Origin of the sequence: Micromonospora sp. NBC_01796 (assembly GCF_035917455.1) — a bacterium.
Lineage (GTDB): Bacteria > Actinomycetota > Actinomycetes > Mycobacteriales > Micromonosporaceae > Micromonospora_G.
This window is the reverse complement of record NZ_CP109078.1, coordinates 6,932,732-6,955,761: the sequence shown is the minus strand read 5'-3', so window position 1 is coordinate 6,955,761 and position 23,030 is coordinate 6,932,732. Positions and strand designations below refer to the sequence as shown.

Here is a 23,030-nt window from a genome sequence, read left to right as displayed (position 1 = left end):
ACCCCACGCGGGACCGGACCTACCGGCCCGAGTCGTAGAGCGCCTTGACCTCGGCCGCACCGAGCGGGCGGTCGTAGACGTGCACCTGGTCGATCGCGCCACCCCAGTAGTCGACCGGGCCACCGCCGAACCTGCCCCGACCGATCACCAGTGGTCCGGTCGACGCCTCGCCGGCGCAGGCGTCGACCTGCCGGCCGAGCTGCCCGTCGACGTAGACGCTGAGCCGTCCGGCGGCGGCGTCCCGGACACCCACCAGGTGGTACCACTGACCGGCGACCGGCACCGTCGGAGCGACCGCCCGTACGCCCGCGAAACTCATCGCGAACCTGCGGTCACCGCCGGAGTACTGGAGGAAGAACGCGCTGTTGCGGTCCGCGTCCTGGCTCACCACCGTCTGGAACGCGCCGCTGGCGCTGTCCAGCCGTACCCAGGCCGCGGCGGTGTAACCACCCTTGGTGTCGAGGATGGTACGACCGGTGTCGACGTACTGGTTGCCGTTGCTGAACTGCAGCCCGGACCCGTTGCGGCCGGCGGTCCAGGTCGGTCCGTTGACCAGGGTGCCGTTGTTGCCGGCGACCCGGTCGACGGTGGTGCTGCCGGTGTTCTCGTCCAGCGGCCAGTAGCCGACCCCGGTCAGCCCCGGCGTGCCCGGTGCCGGCTGCGGCAGCTCGACCCCGTCACAGGCGCCGGGTACGGGCACCCGGTCGCGGGGAACCTGGTTGGCGCCGGTGCCCCAGCTCCGGTTCGCGTCGGCGCCGAGCGTCACGTTCACGGTGCCGCCGCTGCGGATGAACGACTCGGGCAGCCACGACTTCGCGTACGGCGCACCGTCGAGGCGTACGGACTGGACGTACTGGTTGGCGTCGGAGGTGTTCGGGGCGTTGACAACGAGCTTCACCCCGTTGTCCCGCTCGATCCGCACGGTCGGGAAGAGCGGGCTGCCCAGGAGCAGTTCCGCCCGCCCGGTCACCTGCGGGAAGACGCCTATCGCGGCGAAGACGTACCAGGCCGACATGGTGCCGAGGTCGTCGTTGCCGGGCAGTCCGGACGGTCCGGTGCCGTACACGGTGTCGACGATCTCGCGTACGGTCGCCTGGGTCTTCCACGGCTGACCGAGCCCGTTGTAGAGCCACGGTGCGTGCAGGCCCGGCTCGTTCGTCGGGTCGTACCGCAGGGCACTGCCGCCCCGGACCGCCCAGTTGCCGGCCTCGTCGTGGAAGAATCCGTCGAGCCGACGGATCGCGTCCGCCGTACCGCCCATCGCGGCGGCGAGTCCCGCCACGTTCTGCGGCACCATCCAGGTGTAGGTGGCGCTGGACCCCTGGGCGAAGCCGACGTCGGTGGACGGGCTGAAGCCGCCGGCCCAACTCCCGTCGGAGTTACGGGCCTGCTGGTAGCCGTCGGTCGGGGTGGCGGCCGAGTTGTACGTGTTGCGCCACCAGTTGCCCCGCTCCGCCAGCGTCTGGTACTCGGTGTCCCGGTCGAGCCGCTGCGCCCACATGGCCAGGGAGAAGTCGGCGAGCGAGTTCTCCAGGGTCTCGGCCGCCCCGCCCCAGCAGTGGCAGGCATTTTGGGGTGCGTAGTGCAGGGCGAGGTACCGGTCCAGGGCCGGCCGTTGGCCGGTGCACTGGCCGGGGCAGCCGCCGTCGTTCTCCGCGTCCGGGTTCTGTACGGTCGCCTGCCGCAGCAGCGACTCGTACGCCCCGACGCTGTCGAAGTTGCGTACGCCCATCGCGGCGAAGGTGGCCAGGGTCGGCGCGGCCGGGTCGCCGGTCATCACGTGGGTGGAGCCGTTGTTGTGGATCCAGCGGTCCCAGATGCCGTTGTTCTGCTGGGCGAACTGGTAGAGCGACTGCGCGAAGTCGCCGGCGACCTGCGGCTTGAGCAGGGCGAGCAACTGGATGTGGGCCCGGTACTGGTCCCAGCCGGAGAAGGTGCCGTACTGGGCCTTCTGTCCCGGGGCGAGGCTGTGCACGGCCATGTCGCTGCCGAGATACCGGCCGTCGACGTCGTTGAAGATGTTCGGCTGGAGCATCGCGTGGTACAGCGCGGTGTAGAACGTGGTGCGCTGGTCGGGCGAGCCGCCGCCGATCCGGACTCCGCGCAGTTGCTCGTTCCACTCGCGGTAGCCCTGGTCGGCGACCGTCTGCACGGTGGCGCCGGGCCGCAGTTCGGTGTCCCGGTTCAGTTCGGCACCGGCGAGGCTGACGTAGGAGATGCCGACCCGCATCCGTACCCGGGTGCCGGTGTCGGCACCGGTGGCGAAGGTGACGTACCCGCCGGAGCCGCGCCCTGCCCGGTCCGCGCCGGTGGCGTACCCCTCGCCGCCGGTGGCGTGGACACCACCGGGGGTGAGGGTGGCGTCGGTCCAGACACCGTTGCCGACGAACGGCCGGTCGAAGGTGGCGCTGAAGTAGAGGCGGTAGTACGTCTTGCGGTTGTTCACCCCGCCGTTTGCCCGCCGGCCGCAGAACGCCCCGGTCAGCACCGAACCGGTGACCCGCTGGTGTGCGACGTCGATGTCAATCTCCGCGTCCTCGCTGCCGTTGAGCGAGTTCGAGGTGCGGAAGAGCAGGTTGGCGGGCTTGCCGGCGGGGAAGCCGAACTCGCCCACCCCGGCGCGGGTGCTCACCGCGAGGTCGGTCTTCACCCCGGAGTCGAGGGTGACCGTGTACCGGCCCGGGTCGGCCGACTCGGTGGCGTGGGAGAAGTTGCTGGCGTACTTGGCGTCGGTGGTGTCGGCGGTCGGCGAGGAGTCGACGGCGCCGACGTACGGCATGATCGGCACGTCGCCGGCCGCGCCGGGGTTGCACCCGGCGCCGTTGACGTGGGTGAGGCTGAACCCGCGCACCCGCGTGGTGTCGTACTGGTACCCGTTGGCCGCACCGGTGCTGGTCTGGTCGCCGCGTGTGCTGGTCGGGCTCCACGAGATCATCCCGAACGGACGCACCGCGCCGGGCCAGGTGTTGCCGTCGCGGGCGCTGCCGATGAAGGGATCCACGTAGCTGGCCGGGTCCGTCACCAGGTCCGCGCCGGTGGTGGCGCTGGCTGGTACGGCACCCGCGGTGCCCGCGACGATCGCGAGCACCAGACCGGCCGTGGCACTGATCCGGGTCATGGACACAAGTCACCCTCCCAGGGCTGTCGATGGTCGACCCGAAGCTACGGCGGACGCCGTACTGAAGATCGACAAAGGATCGTCGCCCTGGTGAATGGGGTGTGAAGCCGTCCGGGTGACCGACCTCGGCAACCAACCGCGGTGACCGCCGGTGCCTACGGGCAACTCTCGTCGCGATGCAGGACGCACCGGAATTTTCCGCATCGGGTACACCGGAGGCCGGACCGACTGCACTTGTAGCACTGGGCGGCGTCGAACGGATCATCCGAGAGCACGTGCCTCGGCGGACCCGCCGCCGACCTGGGCGGATCCGGCGGTGTTGGCGACGCCAGGATCTCGTACGGATCCACCCGCGCCCGACCCGGGCTTGCCCGACCCAGGCTCGCCCGCCCGCCACCCGCCCATTCGTCGGGGTCCGGCGACCAGAGGTCCTCGACCTGTCGGCGCGCGGCCGGCAGGTGTGTCGGCAGCTTGAACGGCAGTCCCTTGGGGTGCGTTTCCCGCAGGTGTGCGAGGTCCTCGCCGGTCGGAACGCGGCCGACGATCTGGTAGGGGCGTAGCCGCCCCGGCATGATCGGGTGATAGGCCGAGCCGATCCCGAGCAGTAGCGGCACGTGCGTGTGGCTTGTCTTCGGCGACAGATACAGCGCCCGGATCTCGTAGTGGCCGGGCGGCAACGAGCAGGCAATGCCGCAGTTGACTCCGACCGGGGCTATGTACGGCGTTCGTCCGTCCTCATGGCCGAACGCGACCAGAGCCCACGCGTCACCCGATCGACGCGGCGTCCGAAAGCGGATCTTGAACGGGGTGGTCGGGGGCGTCTGGGCGAAGTCGAGGGTCGCCGCCGCACGTACGTTGCTCGCCCGATTCGAAAGCAGCTCACGGCTGTGCTCGTACAGCCAGCCGACCATGGCGATGACGAGCTCCGCTCCACCGATACTCACCACCTTTGTATAGCCCGCAACGGCTCGGGTGGCATCGACGGAAGAGTCCGGGGCCAGGGGCGGCCAGCCGAGACGTACGGCACGACCGGTTCACCGTCGGGCCGTTCGGGTCGCCGTCCGGCTCGCAACGGCGACGGGCCGTGACCGATTCGCCGCCCCTGGCAGAATGGTGGGAGCGGGACGCTCAGTGCGACCAGGCGAGGACGCGGCGGACGCGTTCGTACTCCTTGACGAGTTCGGCGTCGATCCCCGCCGATTCGGTCTCGGTCAGGCCCACCGCCGAGGTGCGCCAGGTCCGTCCGCGCAGCATCCGCAGGCGCATTCCGACCGGCGGGTGGCTCGCGAACAGGGAAACCTCGTCCCGGATGGAAAGCTGGCCCCGGACGCCGATGCCCGGACGCAACGCGGTCCGCGCCTCGTCGGCCGCCGCGCGCCAGTGGGCGACGCCGCGCCCGGCACGGGCCTCCCGGCGTACGACGAGCTCGATGCTGTCGGTCAGCAGGATCACCTCGTGCAGGTCCACCGCCGCGGTCGAGCCGGCCGCGGTCGCCGCCAGTTCGTCGGCCAGGTATTCGGCGCGTTGGGTGTCCCGCAGGCCGACCCAGACGAGCAGGACATGGGCGGCGAGCAGGACCCGCACCGCCATCGCCTGGACGACCCGGACGGCCATCATGACGAATGGGCTCACTCCGTCGGTGGAGCCGTGGTGGGGTCGGACGAGGTCGGCGGCGGAGGCGAGCGTGGTGAAGGCGGGTTGGGTGAGCAGGCTGCGTCGTACGTCGCCGTTGACGAAGTGACCCAGCTCGTGGCCGAGCAACGCCACCCGCTCCTGCGGGCGCAGGACGCCCCACAACGGCAGACCCAGGCAGAGCACCCGACGGTGCCGCAGTCCCACCGAGGTCGCGTACGCGTTGAACGTGTCCTCGACCTGCACGATGTGCGGAGCCGGCGCACCGACCGCCGCCGCCACCTGTTCGATCAGCCGGTGCAGTGCGGGCGCCTGCTCCGGGGTCAGGATGTCGGCGTGCGGGTCGGGCCGGCCGAAGCGGGGGCGCAGTGCGACGGCCAGCCCGAGTGCGGCGACGCCGGGCACGATCGCCGGTGCCGGAAAGCTGTACGTCACCAGCCAGACCCCGAGGACGGCCAGCGCGACGATGCCGACGAGCAGGAGCACCGACGCGGTGACGGTGACGATCCGCGCCGCCGAGATCCGGGGGCGGTCGAGGCTGCGCCCGACCAGCTCGGCGAACTGCCGTCCGGTCAGCCGGTACGCGATCCGGTGTATCCGTCGGTCGGCCCAGCGCCAACCGAGCTCGGGGGTCCGTCGGGCCGGTTCGAAGAGGTCGAGGTTCCACTCGCAGGCGGGACACCAGGGGGTCGCCCCGTTCACGGTCACGGTCGCCGTCGCGCACCTGGCGCAGCGGGAGAGGTCGGTGGGAGCGGCGGCGGTCGTACTCATGATCACGCGCGGAGATCATTCCGTACGGTCACCGGCCGGGCTACCGCCCGTTCGGCTCGACTCGGGCGGTGCCGGTGGTCCGCTCCCCCCACGGACTGCTCGTCGCCGACATCCGCTTTGAATGTCGACAATGGTCCCAAAATATACGACAAAGTTGCGCTTGAATATTGACAGATTTCTGCAATAACATGACGGCTCCAGCTCTGTTTCAAGTCTGTGAACGTAGCGTGACGACCCTGCGGCCACCACGGAGGACGCTCCGCCGTTGAGCGTCGGCTCACCGTCACCGTCCCGAGAGAAACGAGTCATTCGATGTCACGGAGCATCATCGGAGTTACGGCGAGGCGGTCCACCCGGCCACCGCGCTGGGTAGCGGCGGCGGCTGTCATAGGTCTCAGCCTGGTCGTCGGGGGCGGCGCCGGCACGGCGTACGCCGGTGGGAAGACCCCATCCGGCCCGGCCCCGGTGGTGACGCGCGCGGGACTCGACCCGTCACTCGTCGCCGGCCGGGGCGCCAACGTCGACTTCCTCGAACAGGAGGCGGAGAACGCCCGGACCAACGGCGTGGTGATCGGTCCCGACCGCACGCCGTACACGCTGCCGTCGGAGGCGTCCGGGCGCAGGGCGGTCAAGCTGACCCCCGGACAGTACGTCGAGTTCACCCTGCCGAAGGCCGCGAACGCCATCACGGTGCGCTACAGCCTCCCGGACGCGCCCAACGGCGGCGGGATCACCGCGCCGCTCAACGTCACGGTGAACGGCGGGTCGAAGAAGACCATGACGCTCACCTCGCAGTACGCCTGGCTCTACAACCAGTACTCGTTCACCAACGACCCGAACGCCGACCTGCTGCACCCGGACTGGTGGATCACCGAGTGCGCCTGCGTACCGGCGGCCACCACCCCGACCCCGACGATCACCAAGCCGTTCCGCCCGATGCACTTCTACGACGAGCAGCGCCTGCTGCTCGGCCAGACCTACCGCGCCGGTGACAAGGTACGACTCACGGCGCCAGCCGGCAGCAACGCCGCCTGGACGGTCATCGACCTGCTCGACTCGCAGCTCGTCGCCCCGCCGCAGGTCCGGCTGATCGCGGCGAACGTGCTGGCCTTCGGCGCGGACCCGACCGGCCGGCGCGACTCCGCCGGCGCGTTCGACCGGGCGATCGCCTTCGCCAAGCTCACCCGCCTCAAGGTCTACGTGCCGCCGGGCACGTACCAGGTGAACCGGCACATCATCGTGGACGACGTGACGATCGAGGGCGCCGGAAGCTGGTACACGATCATCAAGGGCCGCGAGGTCGCGCTCGATCCCCCGGCCCCGGACGGCTCCGTGCACACCGGCGTGGGCTTCTACGGCAAGGACGCCGCGGTCGGCGGGAGCAACAACGTCCACCTGTCCGGGTTCGCGATCGAGGGCGACGTACGCGAGCGCATCGACACCGACCAGGTGAACGGCATCGGCGGTGCGATGAGCAACTCGACCATCGACGGCCTGCACATCCGGCACACCAAGGTCGGCCTCTGGTTCGACGGTCCGATGACCAACGTACGGGTCACCAACAACGTCATCGTCGACCAGATCGCCGACGCGCTCAACTTCCATATCGGTGTGACGGACTCGGTGGTGGCGAACAACTTCATCCGCAACACCGGTGACGACGGCCTGGCCATGTGGTCCGAGACGACCGCGAACGCCAACAACACCTTCGACCACAACACCGTGCAGACCCCGACGCTCGCCAACGGGATCGCGATCTACGGCGGCACGGACAACACCGTCTCGAACAACCTCGTCGCCGACCCGATCCGGGAGGGCAGCGGCATCCAGATCGGTTCCCGGTTCGGCGCACAGCCGTTCGCCGGGCACCTGTGGATCACGAACAACACCGTGGTCCGGGCCGGCACCTTCGAGCTGAACTGGAACATCGGCCTGGGCGCCATCTGGATCTACGCCCTCGAGAAGACCATCGACGCGGACATCCAGGTCGTCGGGGACCACTACCTCGACAGTACCTACAACGCGATCATGATGGTCAGCGAGTGGTCGGTGAAGGACCTCTACTCCATCAGGAACGTCCACTTCAAGGACATCAGGGTCGACGGTACGGGCACCTCCGTACTCAGCGCCCGCGTCTCCGGATCCGCCTCGTTCGAGAACGTCGACGCCCGCAACGTCGGTGCGGTCGGCATCAACAACTGCGGGTCGTTCAACTTCCCGCCCACCGGCTCGGAGTTCTCCGTGACCGACCTCGGCGGCAACGACGGGGGTGGCACCACCGGCCCCTGGCTCGCCGCCTGGGAGCTGCCGAACACCATCACCTGCGACGACCGCCCGCCGGTCGTCGTACCGCCGGCACCGTCCGCCTGGTAGGACGTCGGAAGCACACCGCGGGCGGGCACTCGGGTCAGGACCAGACCCGGGTGCCCGCCCGATGCTCGTCGCCTAGCGGTCGGGTGTCAGCAGGGGCTCGTCCGCCCGGACGAAGGCCTCGGCGGCGTCGACCAGCAACCGGCGCGCGGATCGGATCCCCGACAGCGTCTCCTGCAACAGGTACTCGGCGCTCAGTGGCCGGTCACCCCACTGGGTGGGCAGGCCGACGGTGTCGATGTCCAGGCCATAGGGCAGGTAGAGCAGCCGCATCGCGTCGAACGACTGGAACGGCACGAACACCTGCGTGGTGACGACCAGCAGCCGCTGGTCCGGCCGCGGATCGTTGAGTCGCGCCCACAGCGCGAACGTGTCCGAGGTCTGGGGCCGGTACGGTGGCCGACCCGTACTCGCCGACAGCGCCGACGCGACCGGGTGCCCCGCCGGATCGGCCAGGCTGGTCCGGCGCTCGTGCGTGTACGCCGAAGGCGTCCCCTGCACGTCCCCCGACTGCCAACGTGGGCACTGCCGCTCGGCCGACGCACAGCCGCAGACGAACTCGGCAACCGTCGGCGACACCCCGAACTCCTGCTGGGCGGCGGCGATCAGCAGGTCGAACTCGTCGGTGGCACCGGGCGCGTAGCTCTCCACGACCGGCCGTTCCGGCGGATCTTCCGTGATCAGGAAGCGTGGGCTGCCGAGCAGGGCGATCTGCCCGAGGTCCACTCCGGACGCACGAACCTGCGCGGCGAACCGGGACCGCAGCAGCGGCGAACGGTAGCCGCCGCCGAGCACCAGCGTGTGGTCGTAGCGCGGGTACCTCGGTGGACGTGACTCGACCAGGTCGAGTTGGCCGGCGAGTGCCAGCACCCGTTCCCGGAACTCGGTGGTGAAGTCGCCCCTCGTCGCCTGCGACCGCTCCCGGTACTTGCCCGCCGGGTCGTCCCGGAAGTTGAAGTGCCGGGCGGCCATCCGCTCCACCAGCAACACCCGGTGCAGCACGTCGAGACGGGCCGGGTCCACACCGTGGTCGAACGCGGTGGGCAGTGCCTCGTTGAGATGCAGCCATTCGGCGGTGTCGCCGGCGCTGTCCCGCCAGGCCGAGCCGTCGGCCGGCATCCGCTCGCCGAACGCCGCGAGCAACGCGGCCATCGGTTCGCTGAACAGCCACCGCGAGGCCTGAGCAAAGACCTGCTGGGCACGGTCCACTTCGAGGTCGCTCACGACTCGACCCTATCGCCTCCGCCGCCCGGGCAGACGATCCCGCGCGTCGTCCGCGTGCCACCGGGCGGAACCGGAACCGGGCGGGAGTGGTTCCCGGTGGAACAGCCGGAGCGGTACGGCATCGGCCAGTGCGCGGTAACCGGTCGGGTTCAGGTGCAGGTGATCCCCGCTGTCGTACGCCGGCAGGAGTCGCCTCGGGTTCGCCGGGTCACGCACCGCCCGGTCGAAGTCGAGCACACCGTCGAACCCGTTGCCGGTACGGATCCAGTCGTTGACCTGCCGCCGGGCCGAGGCACGCAGGCCGCTCGGGTCGTCGTACCCGGTGTGGCCGCCGAACGGCGGCAGTGTCGCGCCGTACACCCGGATGCCGTGCGCGTGCGACCGGGTGACGATCTGCTCGTACGCGAAAATCAGGTCCTCGGCGATCCGCCTCTGTGCGGCTTCGGTGGGCTCGGCGGTGCCGATGTCGTTCACACCCTCGAACACGACCAGCCACTCGACACCGCTCTGGGACAGCACGTCACGGTCGAGCCGGGCCAGTGCGCTCGGGCCGAGCCCGTCGTTCAGGACCCGGTTGCCGCCGGCCGCCTGGTTGAGGATGGCGACCCGCGCCGTGGCCGGGTCGGACTGGAGACGGTCGAGCAGTCGGTCCGGCCAGCGGTTGTTCGAGTTCGTGGTGGAACCCCGGCCGTCGGTGAGCGAGTCGCCCAGCATCACCACCGCCGCCGCCCTGCGATCGCACCACGCCTCGACCCCGCTCAGCAGGTACCAGTGCTCGATCGGCGTCGCCGTCGGCAGGTCGGCCGCCACAACCTGGTTGCCGGCCACCAGGTACGAGGTGGTCCGGGAGCCGGGATGCGAGGTGACGTGGTCCGACGCCTGCCCCTGCGCCAGGTAGACGGAGACGGTGAGGTTCGACCGGGGCGCGATCTCGAAGTCCAGCGGATCGGAGACGGCCTGCGCCCCGACCGGTACGCACACCGACGGCCGCCCGGAGAAGGTCACCGTACGGGCGGCCCCGGAGCGGATGCCGCTGACACCCGCCCGCCCGTCGACCGGCTGCGCGAGCGTGACGGCCGTGATCGGCAGTGCGGCGCCCCCGAAGGCGTTGGAGAAGCGCAGCCGCACCTGCCGGGCCCCGACCGACACCTGGACGGTCTGCCGCAGGGTGGTATCGGCGAACACCAGGTTGTCGCGGGTGAACGGTGGCGGCGGCAGGTTGTCGGGCTCGGTGAGCTGCGGCATCGATACCCAGGTGTGCACCCAGCGGCCGGTGGCGGCGCGGTTGTCGGACCCGAACGGTCCCGTAACCGACGATCGCCGGTCCATGCAGCCACCCTCCCACCGCAGCCGTCGGGCTCCGGCCGTTGTCGAGCTGGGTCCCGGTGCGCAGGGCGCCGCCCCCGCGCACCGGAACCGGCTCGTGGTTAGCTCGCGGCGCAGGTGGGTGTGCCGCTCGGGGCATTACCGGTGCCCTGGAAGCCGAACTCGGTCACCTGACCTGCGGTCAGCCGGCCGTTGTAGGCGACGTTGCTGAACTGGACGCTGCCGGTGTTGCCGCTCCGGTTCGTGTTCCACGCGTTGGTGATCGTGGAGCCGGACGGGAGGGTCACGCCGATCGTCCAGCCGTTTGTCCCCGAGGACCCGGCCGTGACCCGGATCGTGGTCACGTAACCGCCGTTCCAGGCGTTGTTCGACAGCGTGGCGGAGCAGCCGGCGCCACCGGGCGGCGGGGTGGTCGTCGGCGGCGGGGTCGTGGTCGGCGGAGTGGTGGGCGGGTTGGTGGTCGGCTGCGTCGGCGGAGTGGTGATCGGGTTGCCGCCGCTGTTGAGCGCGTTCAGCGTGGAGGTGTACGCGGCCTTCTTGTTGCCGCTGCCGTCGAAGAGCAACGGGGTGCCGCTGGCCCGCCACGAGTCGGTGTCGCGGATGCCCCAGACCGTGATCCCGGTGCACCGGGTGATCGCCAGGCACGCCTGGACCACCCGGGCGAAGTTGTTGGCCTGGGTGGTGCCGGAACCCTCGATGTCCAGCTCGGTGATCTGCACGTCGACACCGAGGTTGGCGAAGCGCTGGAGGTTGGCCTGGTAGTCGCTGGGCACCGGGCTCTGGGCGTTGAAGTGGGACTGGAAACCGACGCAGTCGATCGGTACGCCGCGCGCCTTGAAGTCCTGCACCATGGCGTACACGGCGTTGGACTTCGCGTTCTGCCCGTCGGTGTTGTAGTCGTTGTAGCAGAGCTTCGCGCCGGGGTCGGCGGCCCGCGCGGCGCGGAACGCGGCCTCGATCCAGTCGTTGCCGGTGCGCTGGAGGTTGGAGTCGCGCCGGTTACCGCCACCGCCGTCGGCGAACGCCTCGTTCACCACGTCCCAGGCGACAATCTTGCCCCGGTAGTAGGTTGCCACCTGGGTGACGTGGTTGAGCATCGCGTTGCGCAGGGCGGTGCCGGACATGTTCTGGGCCCAGCCCGGCTGCTGCGAGTGCCAGGCCAGCGCGTGGCCGCGTACCTGCTGGCCGTTGGACCGGGCGTGGTTGACGATGCGGTCCGCGTTGGCGTAGCTGAAGTTGCCCTGCGACGGCTCGGTCGCGTCCCACTTCATCTCGTTCTCGGCGGTGACGCTGTTGAACTCGCGGTTCAGGATTCCGACGTAGGTGGAGTCGGAGAGCTTGTTGGCCGCGACCGCGGTGCCGAAGTAGCGGCCCTTCTCGGCGGCCGAGGCGCCGAGGGTGGTGCCGGCGCTGGCGGTCGGGGCGAAGACCATGGTCGCGCCGACGGCGAGGGTTGCCGCCGTGCCGAGCACCAGGGCCAGCCGCGGCCCCGACCTCAGTCCGACCTGTCGGCCACGACGATCCTTTTTGTCGCTCATCTCTGTTGCCTCCGGACGGTTCGGGAAGGGATGGACCCGACAGGCATGGAGGACCAGCCCGCAGGTCGGAGTGCACGGATGCGAAGTCGTCGGCCTCGCCCGGCTCATAACGGCGCCCACCGCCCGGAGGGGCATACCGCTACAGCATCGACCTGGCGTCTTCTGACCATCCATCAGTCGACGTGGGCAGGCAGCGCCAACATGCCTGGCACGTCATCTTCTGGATCTTGCAGAAACAGTTGCGTGGATCGATGTTAGCGGAAAGTTTCAGAAACTATCAATGGTCGCTCGGCGCCCGCCGTCCGGCCGGCGCCCATCCGGCCCGTCGTGGCGCGCTCGTGGGGACTGAACGTGAGCAGGCACGACACCATCGGCGACGACGGACCGGAGCGCGAAAGCAGCACCGCAAACCCCGACCGTGTTTTCAGGACATTACCGGTAACTTGCGGTGCTGACGACGACACATCGGCCCGCCGGGGTCAACTGCCGGGGAAGAACTCCGCGCTCTGCACGTACTCCATCGCCTTGACGAACTCGGGGTCCCGGAGCCTGCGGCCCATCTCCTCCTCGGTCGGCTCGGCCACCCGCTGGTGGATCCACCAGAGGTTGCCGAACGGATCGCGGAACCGGCTGACCCGGTCTCCCCAGAACAACTCGGTCGGCTCGGTGACAACGGTCGCGCCACGCTCGACGGCCCGGCTCAGCACCTCTACGTCGTCGGCGACGTAGAGGCGCAGGAAGCTCGGCGTGTTCGGCCACCGGGGCTGGTCGAACATCATCACCACGGAGTCCCCGATGCGGACCTCGGCGTGGCCGATCGCCCCGTCCGGCCCCAACCGGGCCAGCTCGGTGGCGTCGAACACCGCCACGACGAAGTCGATCAGTGCACCGGTACTCCCGCGCGAGATGATCCACGGGGTAACGGTGTGGTATCCGGAAGGAACAACCATCATCGTTCGATTTCCTCGTTCCGCTGTAGCGCTCGGGTTCGACACGGCACAGGCTAGAACCGATCTAGGTCAGCCCCAGCCCTAAATCGCCGGGGCGTGGATCGGCACGGTTTCACCCGGTGACGGGCACCGCGGCCGTGATACTCGATGGATGTGCACAGGCGGAGCGCCCGGCGATCACTGGAGAACATGCGCCGGCTCGACATCGACCCGGGCTCCATCGAGGCGATCGTCTGCAGCCACGGGCATTTCGACCACACCACCGGGCTCGACGGGCTGATCCGCGCGCTGGGTGGCCGGGTCAACCTGCCGGTGCTGATCCACCCGCACTTCTGGCACCGCCGACGGATGACCCTGCCCGGTGTCGAACCCAGGGAGCTTCCGACCACCAGCCGGCGGGCGCTCGAAGGTGCCGGGTTCACCGTGGTCGAGGAGCGTCAGCCCGGTTTCCTGTTCGACGGATCGGTCCTGATCACCGGGGAGGTGCCGCGTACCACCGGATACGAGCCGGGTTTCCCACCGCAGCAGGCATGGCGCGACGGGAAATGGGAGCCGGACCCGCTGGTCCTCGACGACCAGGCACTGATCATCGACGTCCGCGGCAAGGGCCTGCTGGTCATGACCGGCTGCGGGCACGCGGGCGTGGTGAACATCAGCCGGTACGCGCGACGACTCACCCACGACCGGCCGCTGCACGCGGTGATCGGCGGTTTCCATCTCAACGGACCGGTGTTCGAGCCGCTGATCCCGAGGGTCCTGACGGACCTCGCCGAACTGACGCCCTCGGTGCTCCTCCCCGCCCACTGCACCGGGTGGCGGGCGCAGCAGGCGATGGCGGCGCGTTTCGGGGACGCGTTCGTCCCGAACACGGTCGGGACCGCGCTCACCCTCCGGGCGACCTGACCGCTCCGGAAGCCGTTGACGGCTTCCGGAGCGGTTCCCGCCGGGATCAGTAGCGGTAGTGGTCCGCCTTGTACGGGCCTTCGACGTCGACGCTCAGGTACTCGGCCTGCTTCTTCGTGAGGGTCGTCAGGCGTACGCCGAGCGCGTCCAGGTGGAGCCGGGCCACCTTCTCGTCCAGGTGCTTGGGCAGCACGTAGACGTCCTTGGCGTACTGGCCGGGCTTGGTGAACAGCTCGATCTGCGCCATCGCCTGGTTGGTGAACGAGTTCGACATGACGAAACTCGGGTGGCCGGTGGCGTTACCGAGGTTCATCAGCCGGCCCTCGGACAGGACGATGATCGAGTGTCCGTCCGGGAAGCGCCACTCGTGCACCTGCGGCTTGATCTCCACCCGTTCGATGCCCGGAGTCCGGGCCAGGCCGGCCATGTCCACCTCGAGGTCGAAGTGGCCGACGTTGCCGACGATCGCGTTGTGCTTCATCGCGGCCATGTGCTCGGCCATGATGATGTCGGTGCCGCCGGTGGTGGTGATGAAGATGTCCCCGGTCGACACCACGTCTTCGAGTTCGACGACCTGGAGCCCCTCCATCGCGGCCTGTAGTGCGCAGATCGGGTCGATCTCGGTGACCACGACCCGGGCACCCTGGCCGCGCAGCGACTCGGCCGCACCCTTGCCCACGTCGCCGTAGCCGCAGACGACGGCGAGCTTGCCGCCGAGCATCACGTCGGTGGCCCGGTTGAGGCCGTCGGCGAGGGAGTGGCGAATGCCGTACTTGTTGTCGAACTTCGACTTGGTCACCGAGTCGTTGACGTTGATGGCCGGGAACAGCAGTTGGCCGCTGCGGGCGAGCCGGTAGAGCCGGCCGACGCCGTTGGTGGTCTCCTCGGTGACGCCGCGCATCTCGCCGACGACCCGGGTGAAGCGCTGGTTGTCGGTGGCGAGGCTGTCGGCCAGGGTCTGCAGGATCAGCTTGTACTCGACGTGGTCGTCGTCGTCCGGCAGCGGTACGGCACCGGTCTTCTCGTACTCGAAACCCTTGTGTACGAGCAGCGTCGCGTCGCCACCGTCGTCGACGATCATGTTCGGGCCCTGCCCGTCGCCGAAGTCGAACAGTTGCATGGTGCACCACCAGTACTCCTCCAGGGTTTCGCCCTTCCAGGCGAACACGGGGGTACCGCCGGGCGCCTCGACCGAGCCGCCGGGGCCGACGACAACCGCGGCGGCGGCCTCGTCCTGGGTGGAGAAGATGTTGCACGAGACCCAGCGGACCTGGGCGCCGAGGGCGACGAGGGTCTCGATGAGCACGGCGGTCTGGATGGTCATGTGCAGTGAGCCCGCGACCCGTGCTCCGCGCAGTGGTTGGGCGTCGGCGAACTCCCGCCGGATCGCCATCAGGCCGGGCATCTCGTGTTCGGCCAGCCGCATCTGGTGCCGTCCCGCGGCGGCGAGCGACAGGTCCGCCACCGCGAATTCGACGCCGTTGATCTCTTGCAGTCGTGCGTTCATGGATTCCTCTTCCGTACTCCGTGATGCTGGAGGTCGGTGGGACGGGGTCCGCACCGGTACGGCGCCGCGACGGTGGTAGCCCGCAGCGCGGCAGAAGATGCCAAAAAGGGCACCTCCTGCTCGGAGGCGCCCTTGTGTCTGGCCATAGATCGAGCGTGGCGGATGGAATCCGTCGCAGCGCCTCTCGACCCGAGCCGCGCCCCGTGGGGCGCACAGAAATCATAACCCGGTCCGAGCCGGGCGCCACCGATGCCATCTCGACAACGGATGGCACCCGATGATGCCATCGTGGCGCCAACGAGGCACCCCCTGGCGCCATCAGTCCCAAATTCGCCTTGCCATGGCGCCATCGCGGTGCCATGATGGTGCCATGGACATCACGCAGTACGTCGACAACCTGCGGCGGCAGCTCGCGGTCGCCGCCGAGGCCGGGGGCGACGACGCCCGCGCCCTCGCCGAGCGCCTGACCGCACCGCTGGAGTCGGCCGTCCGGCTCACCCTGCTCGACGCGCTGTCGGCGGCGGCGGACGAGATCACCCGCGACCTCGCACCGGGCTCCGTGGATCTCCGCCTCCGGGCCGGCGAGCCGGAGTTCGTCGTGGCGCCACCCCCGGCCACACTGGCGCCGGGACACGCCGCCGGGGACAGCTTCGACGCGTACGAGAGCCCGACCGAGCCCCGGACGGCCGCCGCGCCGACCCCCGTGCCGGACACCGACGACGGCGCCGTCTCACGGATCAACTTCCGCCTGCCCGAGCAGCTCAAGGCCCGGATCGAGGAGGCCGCGGGCCGGGAACGCCTTTCGGTCAACGCCTGGCTGGTCCGGGTCGCCGCCACCGCGCTCGCGCAGGAGGAACGCGACCGCCAGCCCGAGCGGCAGAAGAGCTGGGCCGGACAGCACTACACCGGCTGGGTCCGCTAGCCGCCGATCCACCCGCCACATCGCTGCACCAACCAGCGCCCACTCCCGCAAGACATCCACCAGACCCATCAGGAGGGCACCGCCATGCCTAATTTCGACACCCCCGGCCCCATCTCCGCGACGATCGACCTCGTTGTCGGCCGCGCCCGGATCACCGCCACCGACCGCGGCCAGACGGTGGTCGAGGTCCAGCCGAACGACCACGCCAACGAACTCGACGTGAAGGCGGCCGAGCAGACACGGGTCGAGTTCACCGACGGCAAGCTGCTGGTCAAGGCGCCCAAGCTGCGCACGCTCTTCAGCAACAAGGTCGGGTCGGTCGAGGTGACCGTCGAGTTGCCCGCCGGCTCGGACGTACGCGCCTACGCCTCGCTGGCCGACTTCGACACCGAGGGTCGGCTCGGCGAGTGCCGGTTCAAGACCAGCCTCGGCAACATCGGGCTGGACCGTACCGGCGCGCTGCACGCGCACACCAGCAGCGGTCGGGTCACGGTGGGCCACATCACCGGCAACACCGAGGTCACCACCCACTCCGGTGACGTGGAGATCCGCGTAGTCGACGGTCAAGCGGTGATCAAGAATTCCAACGGTGACATCAGCATCGGCGAGGTTACCGGGGACCTGCGGTCGAACGCGGCCAACGGGGACATCTCCGTCGACCGGGCACTCGGCGCGGTGACGGCGAAGACCGCGAACGGCAACGTCCGCATCGGAGAGGTCGTCCGGGGCTCGGTGGTGATCGAGTCCGCCGCCGGTGACCTGGAGGTCGGCATCCGCAGGGGTACGGCAGCCTGGCTCGACGTGAGGTCCGTGTCCGGCCGGGTCCGCAACGACCTGGACACCTCCGAGGGGCCCGGCGGATCGGACGAGACCGTCGAGGTACGCGCCCGCACCTACGCCGGCGGCATCCTGATCCGCCGTTCCACCATCGCCCCCGCCGGGTGACCCCAGCCCAGCCCTGACGGCCACCGCCGGCAGCGCTGACTCCCCAGCCACCCTGCCACCCGAACAACCGTCGGCCCCCACACGCACAACCGCGCTCGCGAGGACGGTTCCGCGCCGCGTCCCGCCGGCCTCCCGCCCGATCAGGGGCGAACGCCGGCACCGGTGAGCCCGTGCCACCGCCGTCCGCTTCCCGCTCGTTGCCCGAGCCTCCCACCGCAGTCGAACCACACCCGGCCCTACGCCGGGCGATGTCGGCTGCCCTGACCCGGCCAGTACACCTCGCACCAACACAAGGAGATGAGATGACCACACCCGGATCGGCGATCGCGGTCGCCGGACTGCGTAAGTCGTTCGGTAAGCAGGTCGTGCTCGACGGCATCGACCTGGACGTACCCGAGGGGACGATCTTCTCGTTGCTCGGCCCGAACGGCGCCGGCAAGACCACCATGGTGCAGATCCTGTCCACGTTGATCAGCGCCGACGGCGGGGACGTACGGATCGCCGGCCACGACCTCGCCCGGAACCCGGACGGCGTACGCGGTGTGATCGGGGTGACCGGCCAGTTCTCGGCGGTCGACAACCTGCTCACCGGCGAGGAGAACCTGCTGCTGATGGCGGACCTGCGTCACCTGGGCCGCCCGGCGGGACGCCGCCTCGCCACCGACCTGCTCGACCGGTTCGACCTGGCCGAGGCCGCCAGGAAGCCCGCATCCACCTACTCCGGCGGGATGCGTCGTCGGCTCGATCTCGCGATGACCCTGGTCGGCAGCCCTCGGGTCATCTTCCTCGACGAGCCGACGACGGGCCTCGACCCGCGCAGCCGGCGCACCATGTGGGAGATCATCCGCGATCTGGTCGCCCGCGGGGTGACGATCTTCCTCACCACCCAGTACCTGGAGGAGGCGGACCAGCTCGCCGACCGGATCGCCGTACTCGACCACGGCAGGCTGGTCGCCGAGGGGACGCCGAGCCAGCTCAAGGCCCTGATCCCCGGTGGCCACGTGGAGCTGCGCTTCGCCGACGCGAACGGGCTCGACACCGCGGCCCGTGGGCTCGTCGAGTCCACCCGGGACGACACCGGCCTCACCCTGCGGGTGCCGACCGACGGCAGCTTCCGGGCCCTGCGGGCCGTACTCGACCAGCTCGACCGTGACTCGGTGGAGGTCGACGGCCTCTCGCTGCACACCCCCGATCTCGACGACGTGTTCCTCTCGCTCACCGGACAGGCCGACCAGAAGACGGAGTTCGTACGATGACCACCCTCTCCTACGCCGCGCACGACTCGGCGACCATGCTCCGGCGCAACCTCAAGCGCATGGTGCGCTACCCGTCCCTGACGATGTTCGTGATCGGTGGGCCGCTGGTGTTCCTCCTGCTGTTCGTCTTCGTCTTCGGCGGCACCCTGGGGGCGGGACTCGGCGGCACCTCGGGTGGGCGGGCGGAGTACCTGAGATACGTCGTCCCCGGCATCCTCATGATGACCGTGGCCGGTACGGCGCAGGGCACGGCGATCTCGATCGCCATGGACATGACCGAGGGCATCGTCGCCCGGTTCCGTACGATGGCGATCTCCCGGGCGGCCGTACTGACCGGGCATGTCGTCGGGGCCATGCTCCAGACACTGCTCGCCATCGTGGTGGTGATCGGGGTGGCGCTGCTCCTCGGCTTCCGGCCCTCGGCCGGCCCGGTCGAGTGGGTCGCGGCGTTCGGCGTGCTCACGATGATCACTCTCGCGGTCACCTGGTTGGCGGTTGGTCTGGGGATGGCGGCCAAGAGTGTCGAGAGCGCCAGCAACTCCCCCTCCATTCTGTTGCTCCTCCCCTTCTTCGGCAGCGGATTCGTGCCCACCGACTCCCTTCCGGTGGGGCTGCGCTGGTTCGCCGAGTACCAGCCGTTCACGGCGGTCATCGAGACCCTGCGCGGACTGCTGACCGGGGGTCCGATCGGCAACAACGCCATCATCGCCGCCGCCTGGTGCCTCGCCATCACCGTGCTCGGCTACCTGTGGGCGCTGCGGTCGTACAACCGGGACCCGGCCAGGTGACCGCGCCGCGACCCGGCGGGTCGGAGATGTTGTCGCAGGTATCCGATTAGCACGGTGGCCCGTCCGGTGACCCGGCACGGGCCATCGTGCCGTCCCCGTGGCGCGAGCCTGCGGCTAGGACGACATGACCCGTACCAGGTCGGTCCGGGACCGGATGCCGAGCCGGCTGAAGATGTTGCGCATGTGGTGGTCGACGGTTCGGGTGGACAGGAACAGCCGGGCCGCCACCTCCCGGTTGGTCGCACCCTCGGCCACCAGCCGGGCGATCTGCAACTGCTGGGCGGTCAGCGCCCCGGTCACCGGCACCGCCGACGCCTCGACCGCCTCCCCCGCCGCCCGCAACTCGGCAATCGCCTGCGCGGCCCACACCTGCGTACCGAGGTGCACGAACGACTCCCACGCGCTGTGCAGGTACTCCCGTGCGTCGCGGGGCCGCCGGCTGCGCCGCAGTTCCTTGCCGAAGAGCAGCTCCGTACGCGCCCGCTCGAACTCCGAGCCGGCGGCGGGGTGCAGCAGCAACGCCGTACGGAACGCCGCCTCGGCCTCGTCGCTGCCGCGCGGCGCCAGCAGGGCGTGGCACCGGGCCGAGATGGCACGACGGGCCGGATCCCCGGTGTTGTTCGCCCACTGGTCGAAGACCGCGAGGGCGACGAGCGCCGGTCCGGGGTCGGCACACCTGGCGGCGGCCTCGACCAGGTACGGCAGGGCCATCATCTGGATGAGGATCTGGCCGTGCCCGGTGACCGGGTCGGCCAGCCCGGCCAGCCTGGTGACCGCGTCGTCGCACCTGCCGGCGGTCAGGTCGAGTACGCCCAGCGCCCACTGGCCCAGGGCCCGGGGTCGACTCTCACCGTCCGGTCCCTCCCCCAGCTCTCCCAGCCAACGGCCGCAGGCCCGGTGGTCGCCCGCGATGGCGGCGAAGACCGCGAGCAGGCCCAGGTGGGTGGCGGCGCAGTTGTCCTGCCCGGTGTCCCGTGCCGTACGCAGTCCCTCCCGGGCGGTCTCGATTGCCACCTCGTCCGGGCCGAGCCAGTACTCCGCGCACGCCCTCAGTTCCAGCACCCTGGGCAGCAGCGCGACCTGCCCGGTGGTGCGGGCCAGTTCGGCGGCGCGGCTGGCCGACCGGTGGGCGCCCCGGTCGTCGGCCAGCAACAGGCTGTCCGCGCTCGCCACCGCCAGCGCGGCCGCGTCGTCGAGTCGGGTCGCGAGTGCGACCACCCGCCGCAACGCCGGTACGGCCAACCCGTGGTCGCCGCGAAGCATCGCACCGAACCCGACAACGTGGTCGGACATCAGCTCGGTGGCCGGTGACTCCACCGGGTGGCGCAGCGCGGCGGCGCGGCGGGCCAGTTCGTCGAAACGGCGGTCGTCGCCGACGAAGCTGGCCGCCTCACCGGCCCGGACCAGGGCGGTGAGCGCGAGGTCGGGTCGGTGGTCGGCGAGCAGGTCCCCGGCGGCGAGCAGGATCTCGATCGCCACCGCGGCGGAGCCCGCGCGCAGTTCCATCTCCCCGCGCAGGAGTTGAACCGTGCCGAGCAGTTCCGGCCCGACCGGGACGGCTCCGGGCACCTCCGGGATGAGCGAGTCGGGAGACGGTACGCCCGCCTGCCCGAGCGGCCCGCCGACCAGTCCACCGAGGAGTTCCCGGGCGCGGCGGGGGCGCCCGGCGAGCCAGGCGTAGCGGGCGGCGGTCACCAACCGGGTCGCCGCCGCGGCCGGTTCGGGGGTGAGCTGCGCGGCCCGCTCCAACGCCGCCGACGCGGTGGCGTAACCTCCTCCGCCGCTGGCGGCTGCCCGTTCGAGTTCGGCGGCGAGGTCCGGGTCCGGGCCCACCGCCGCCGCCGCGAGGTGGACCGCCCGGCGCAGCCGTTCCCGTTCACCGTCGAGGACCCCGGCCAGTCGCAGGTGCCCGGTACGTCGCCGGGCCAGCGGCGCCTCGTCGTGCACGATGGCCCGTACCAGGGGGTGGGCGAAGTGGACCCGGTGGGTGTCGACCCGGACCAGGCCGGACAGCTCGGCCGGGGTGAGGGCGTCGATCACCATCCCGGATGCCTGGGCGGCCCGGACCAGGGTGGACGCGTCCAGTTCGTCGTCGAGGGCGGCGAGCAGCAGCAGCCACCGGGTGTCCGGCGGCAGACCGGCCAGCCGCTGGCGGTAGCGCCTGCGCAGGACGCTGTCCGGGGCGAGGGTGGCGGGTGGCGGTTCGTCGCCCCGGCGCTGCGCCGGGGTGAGCGCGGCGGCGAGGTCGGCGAGCGCCTGCGGGTTGCCGGCGGCGAGCGCGACGAGGGCGGCGGCAACCCGGGCGGGCAGCGGCTCGGGTAGCAGGTCGGCGAGGAGTTCGACGCTGGTGGTGTCGTCCAGGCCGTCGAGGTGCCGGGCCGGGATGCCGCCGAGCGCGGTGTCCGGTCCGGCACCGAAGAAGACGGCGACCGGCTGGTCCCGCAGTCGTCGGGCGGCGAAGGTCAGCGCGTCGGTCGACGGTGGGTCGAGCAGTTCGACGTCGTCCACGGTGCAGAGCACGGGCCGGTCCCGGCCGGCGGCGACGAGCAGGCCGCGTACCGCCATGGCGAGGGCGAACCGGTCCGACGCGGGGCAGCCCCCACCGGCGAGGGCTCGGGCGAGGACGCGGGCGAGCGAGGTGGGCAGGGTGGCGGTGTGGTCGAGCACCGGCTCGACCAGGCGCTGGAGCCCGGCGTACGCGAGTGCGCTCTCCTCGGCCAGGCCGGTGGCGGCCAGCACGGTGGCCTCGGTGGCGATGGTCCTGGCATACCCGAGCAGGGTGGTCTTGCCCATTCCCGGTGGACCGTGGAAGAGCAGCGCTCCGCCGTTGCCCCGGGCCGCCCGGTCGAGCAGGCCCGCGACCGCGTGTCGCTCCGCGATCCGGCCACGGAGGGTGGTTATTTGCACTGTCGATGCAGTAACCATAGACTCAGTGTTACCTATGAGTAACGAGTTGGAAAGAGGCTGGTGACTCAATGGCCCATCGATTCCGGTCGTTCGACGGCGTGGAGATCGCCTACCAGCGGTGGGGCACCCCGGACGACACCCCGCCCGTGGTGCTGCACCACGGCTTCGTGGTCGACGCCACCACCAACTTCGTCGGGCCCGGAGTGGTCGCCGCGCTCACCGACGCCGGGCGCTGGGTGGTCGCCCCGGACGCGCGCGGGCACGGCGCGTCGGGCAAGCCCCACGAACCCGCCCGGTACGGCGAAGTCGCCATGGCCCGTGACCTCGCCGCGCTGGTCGACCTGCTCGACGTGGACCGGATCGACCTCGTCGGCTACTCGATGGGCGCGGTGGTGTCGGCACTGCTGGCCAGCACCGACAGACGGGTCCGCCGGCTCGTCCTGGGCGGCGTCGGGTCCGCGGTCGTCGAACTGGGCGGCCTCGACACCCGGGCGATGCCTCCGGGTGAGGTGACCAGGGCTCTGCTCGCCGAGGATCCGGCCGACATCGCCGCCCTGCCGGGGGCACCGTTCCGGATCCTGGCCGACGCGGTGGGCGCCGACCGGCTGGCGCTGGCGGCCCAGGTCGCCGCCGTACGGACCGGGCGGATTCCGCTGGACCGGATCACCGCGCCGACGCTGGTCCTCTGCGGCGTCGAGGACCACCTCGCCAGCCGACCGGAGGTGCTCGCCGACGCGATCACCGACGGAAAGCTGCTCGTGCTGCCGGGCGACCACCTCGGTGTCGTACGCGATCCGGGTTTCGCCCTGGCCATCGTCGACTTCCTGGGGGCCTGATCCCCCGGTCCCCGAGAGGGCCGCCAGGCCGGTGGGT

16 protein-coding genes are annotated in these 23,030 nt (G+C 70.6%); 7 read left to right on the top strand and 9 right to left on the bottom strand.

The window, feature by feature from the left end:
• Positions 1–19: 19 nt before the first annotated feature.
• The 3 genes from OIE47_RS31040 to OIE47_RS31030 form a co-directional block, all read right to left on the bottom strand.
• On the bottom strand, positions 20–3,118 hold the full coding sequence (locus OIE47_RS31040) for a GH92 family glycosyl hydrolase (protein WP_326558079.1): 3,099 nt from the start codon (positions 3,116–3,118) through the stop codon (positions 20–22).
• Positions 3,119–3,273: 155 nt separating this feature from the next.
• On the bottom strand, positions 3,274–4,062 hold the full coding sequence (locus OIE47_RS31035) for a hypothetical protein (RefSeq protein WP_326558078.1): 789 nt from the start codon (positions 4,060–4,062) through the stop codon (positions 3,274–3,276).
• Between the two features lie 184 nt (positions 4,063–4,246).
• Positions 4,247–5,521 carry a M48 family metalloprotease gene (locus OIE47_RS31030; RefSeq protein ID WP_326563288.1) on the bottom strand — a complete coding sequence of 425 codons (1,275 nt, stop codon included), beginning with the start codon at positions 5,519–5,521 and terminating at the stop codon, positions 4,247–4,249.
• A gap of 312 nt (positions 5,522–5,833) precedes the next feature.
• Here OIE47_RS31030 and OIE47_RS31025 point away from each other — a divergent pair, with 312 nt between their 5' ends.
• Complete coding sequence (locus OIE47_RS31025; protein ID WP_326558077.1) at positions 5,834–7,894, top strand: glycosyl hydrolase family 28-related protein; 2,061 nt, start codon at positions 5,834–5,836, stop codon at positions 7,892–7,894.
• Between the two features lie 72 nt (positions 7,895–7,966).
• Here OIE47_RS31025 and OIE47_RS31020 read toward each other — a convergent pair whose 3' ends face one another.
• The 4 genes from OIE47_RS31020 to OIE47_RS31005 all read right to left on the bottom strand — a co-directional run bounded on the left by OIE47_RS31020 (position 7,967) and on the right by OIE47_RS31005 (position 12,932).
• Positions 7,967–9,115, bottom strand: coding sequence for a hypothetical protein (locus OIE47_RS31020; RefSeq protein WP_326558076.1), 1,149 nt, complete (start codon positions 9,113–9,115; stop codon positions 7,967–7,969).
• A 9-nt stretch (positions 9,116–9,124) separates the two neighbouring features.
• Positions 9,125–10,444 (bottom strand): SGNH/GDSL hydrolase family protein, encoded by a 1,320-nt coding sequence (locus tag OIE47_RS31015; protein WP_326558075.1) that lies wholly within the window; start codon positions 10,442–10,444, stop codon positions 9,125–9,127.
• Between the two features lie 98 nt (positions 10,445–10,542).
• Positions 10,543–11,979 carry an endo-1,4-beta-xylanase gene (locus OIE47_RS31010; protein ID WP_326558074.1) on the bottom strand — a complete coding sequence of 479 codons (1,437 nt, stop codon included), beginning with the start codon at positions 11,977–11,979 and terminating at the stop codon, positions 10,543–10,545.
• Positions 11,980–12,458: 479 nt separating this feature from the next.
• Entirely contained in the window at positions 12,459–12,932 is a 474-nt protein-coding gene (locus OIE47_RS31005; protein ID WP_326558073.1) for a VOC family protein, read from the bottom strand.
• Positions 12,933–13,082: 150 nt separating this feature from the next.
• On the opposite strand from OIE47_RS31005, the gene OIE47_RS31000 reads away from it, so the two are divergent.
• On the top strand, positions 13,083–13,832 hold the full coding sequence (locus OIE47_RS31000) for an MBL fold metallo-hydrolase (protein ID WP_326558072.1): 750 nt from the start codon (positions 13,083–13,085) through the stop codon (positions 13,830–13,832).
• Positions 13,833–13,878: 46 nt separating this feature from the next.
• On the opposite strand, the gene ahcY is transcribed toward OIE47_RS31000, so the two are convergent.
• Positions 13,879–15,339 carry an adenosylhomocysteinase gene (gene ahcY, locus OIE47_RS30995; protein WP_326558071.1) on the bottom strand — a complete coding sequence of 487 codons (1,461 nt, stop codon included), beginning with the start codon at positions 15,337–15,339 and terminating at the stop codon, positions 13,879–13,881.
• Positions 15,340–15,709: 370 nt separating this feature from the next.
• Between ahcY and OIE47_RS30990 the strand changes: the two genes are divergently transcribed.
• The 4 genes from OIE47_RS30990 (at position 15,710) to OIE47_RS30975 (ending at position 19,250) form a co-directional block, all read left to right on the top strand.
• Entirely contained in the window at positions 15,710–16,261 is a 552-nt protein-coding gene (locus OIE47_RS30990) for a hypothetical protein (RefSeq protein ID WP_326558070.1), read from the top strand.
• Positions 16,262–16,345: 84 nt separating this feature from the next.
• Positions 16,346–17,206 carry a DUF4097 family beta strand repeat-containing protein gene (locus tag OIE47_RS30985; RefSeq protein ID WP_326558069.1) on the top strand — a complete coding sequence of 287 codons (861 nt, stop codon included), beginning with the start codon at positions 16,346–16,348 and terminating at the stop codon, positions 17,204–17,206.
• 302 nt (positions 17,207–17,508) lie between these two features.
• A complete protein-coding gene (locus tag OIE47_RS30980) occupies positions 17,509–18,462 on the top strand; it encodes an ATP-binding cassette domain-containing protein (protein WP_326558068.1) in 954 nt (317 codons plus the stop codon).
• Positions 18,459–19,250 (top strand): ABC transporter permease, encoded by a 792-nt coding sequence (locus OIE47_RS30975; protein WP_326558067.1) that lies wholly within the window; start codon positions 18,459–18,461, stop codon positions 19,248–19,250. Before OIE47_RS30980 ends, OIE47_RS30975 begins: the two co-directional genes overlap by 4 nt.
• 114 nt (positions 19,251–19,364) lie before the next feature.
• Here the strand turns inward: OIE47_RS30975 and OIE47_RS30970 are convergent, their stop codons facing one another.
• Positions 19,365–22,157 carry a helix-turn-helix transcriptional regulator gene (locus OIE47_RS30970; protein WP_326558066.1) on the bottom strand — a complete coding sequence of 931 codons (2,793 nt, stop codon included), beginning with the start codon at positions 22,155–22,157 and terminating at the stop codon, positions 19,365–19,367.
• Between the two features lie 68 nt (positions 22,158–22,225).
• Here OIE47_RS30970 and OIE47_RS30965 point away from each other — a divergent pair, with 68 nt between their 5' ends.
• Positions 22,226–22,993, top strand: a complete 768-nt coding sequence (locus tag OIE47_RS30965) for an alpha/beta fold hydrolase (protein WP_326558065.1) — start codon at positions 22,226–22,228, stop codon at positions 22,991–22,993.
• Positions 22,994–23,030: the final 37 nt, after the last annotated feature.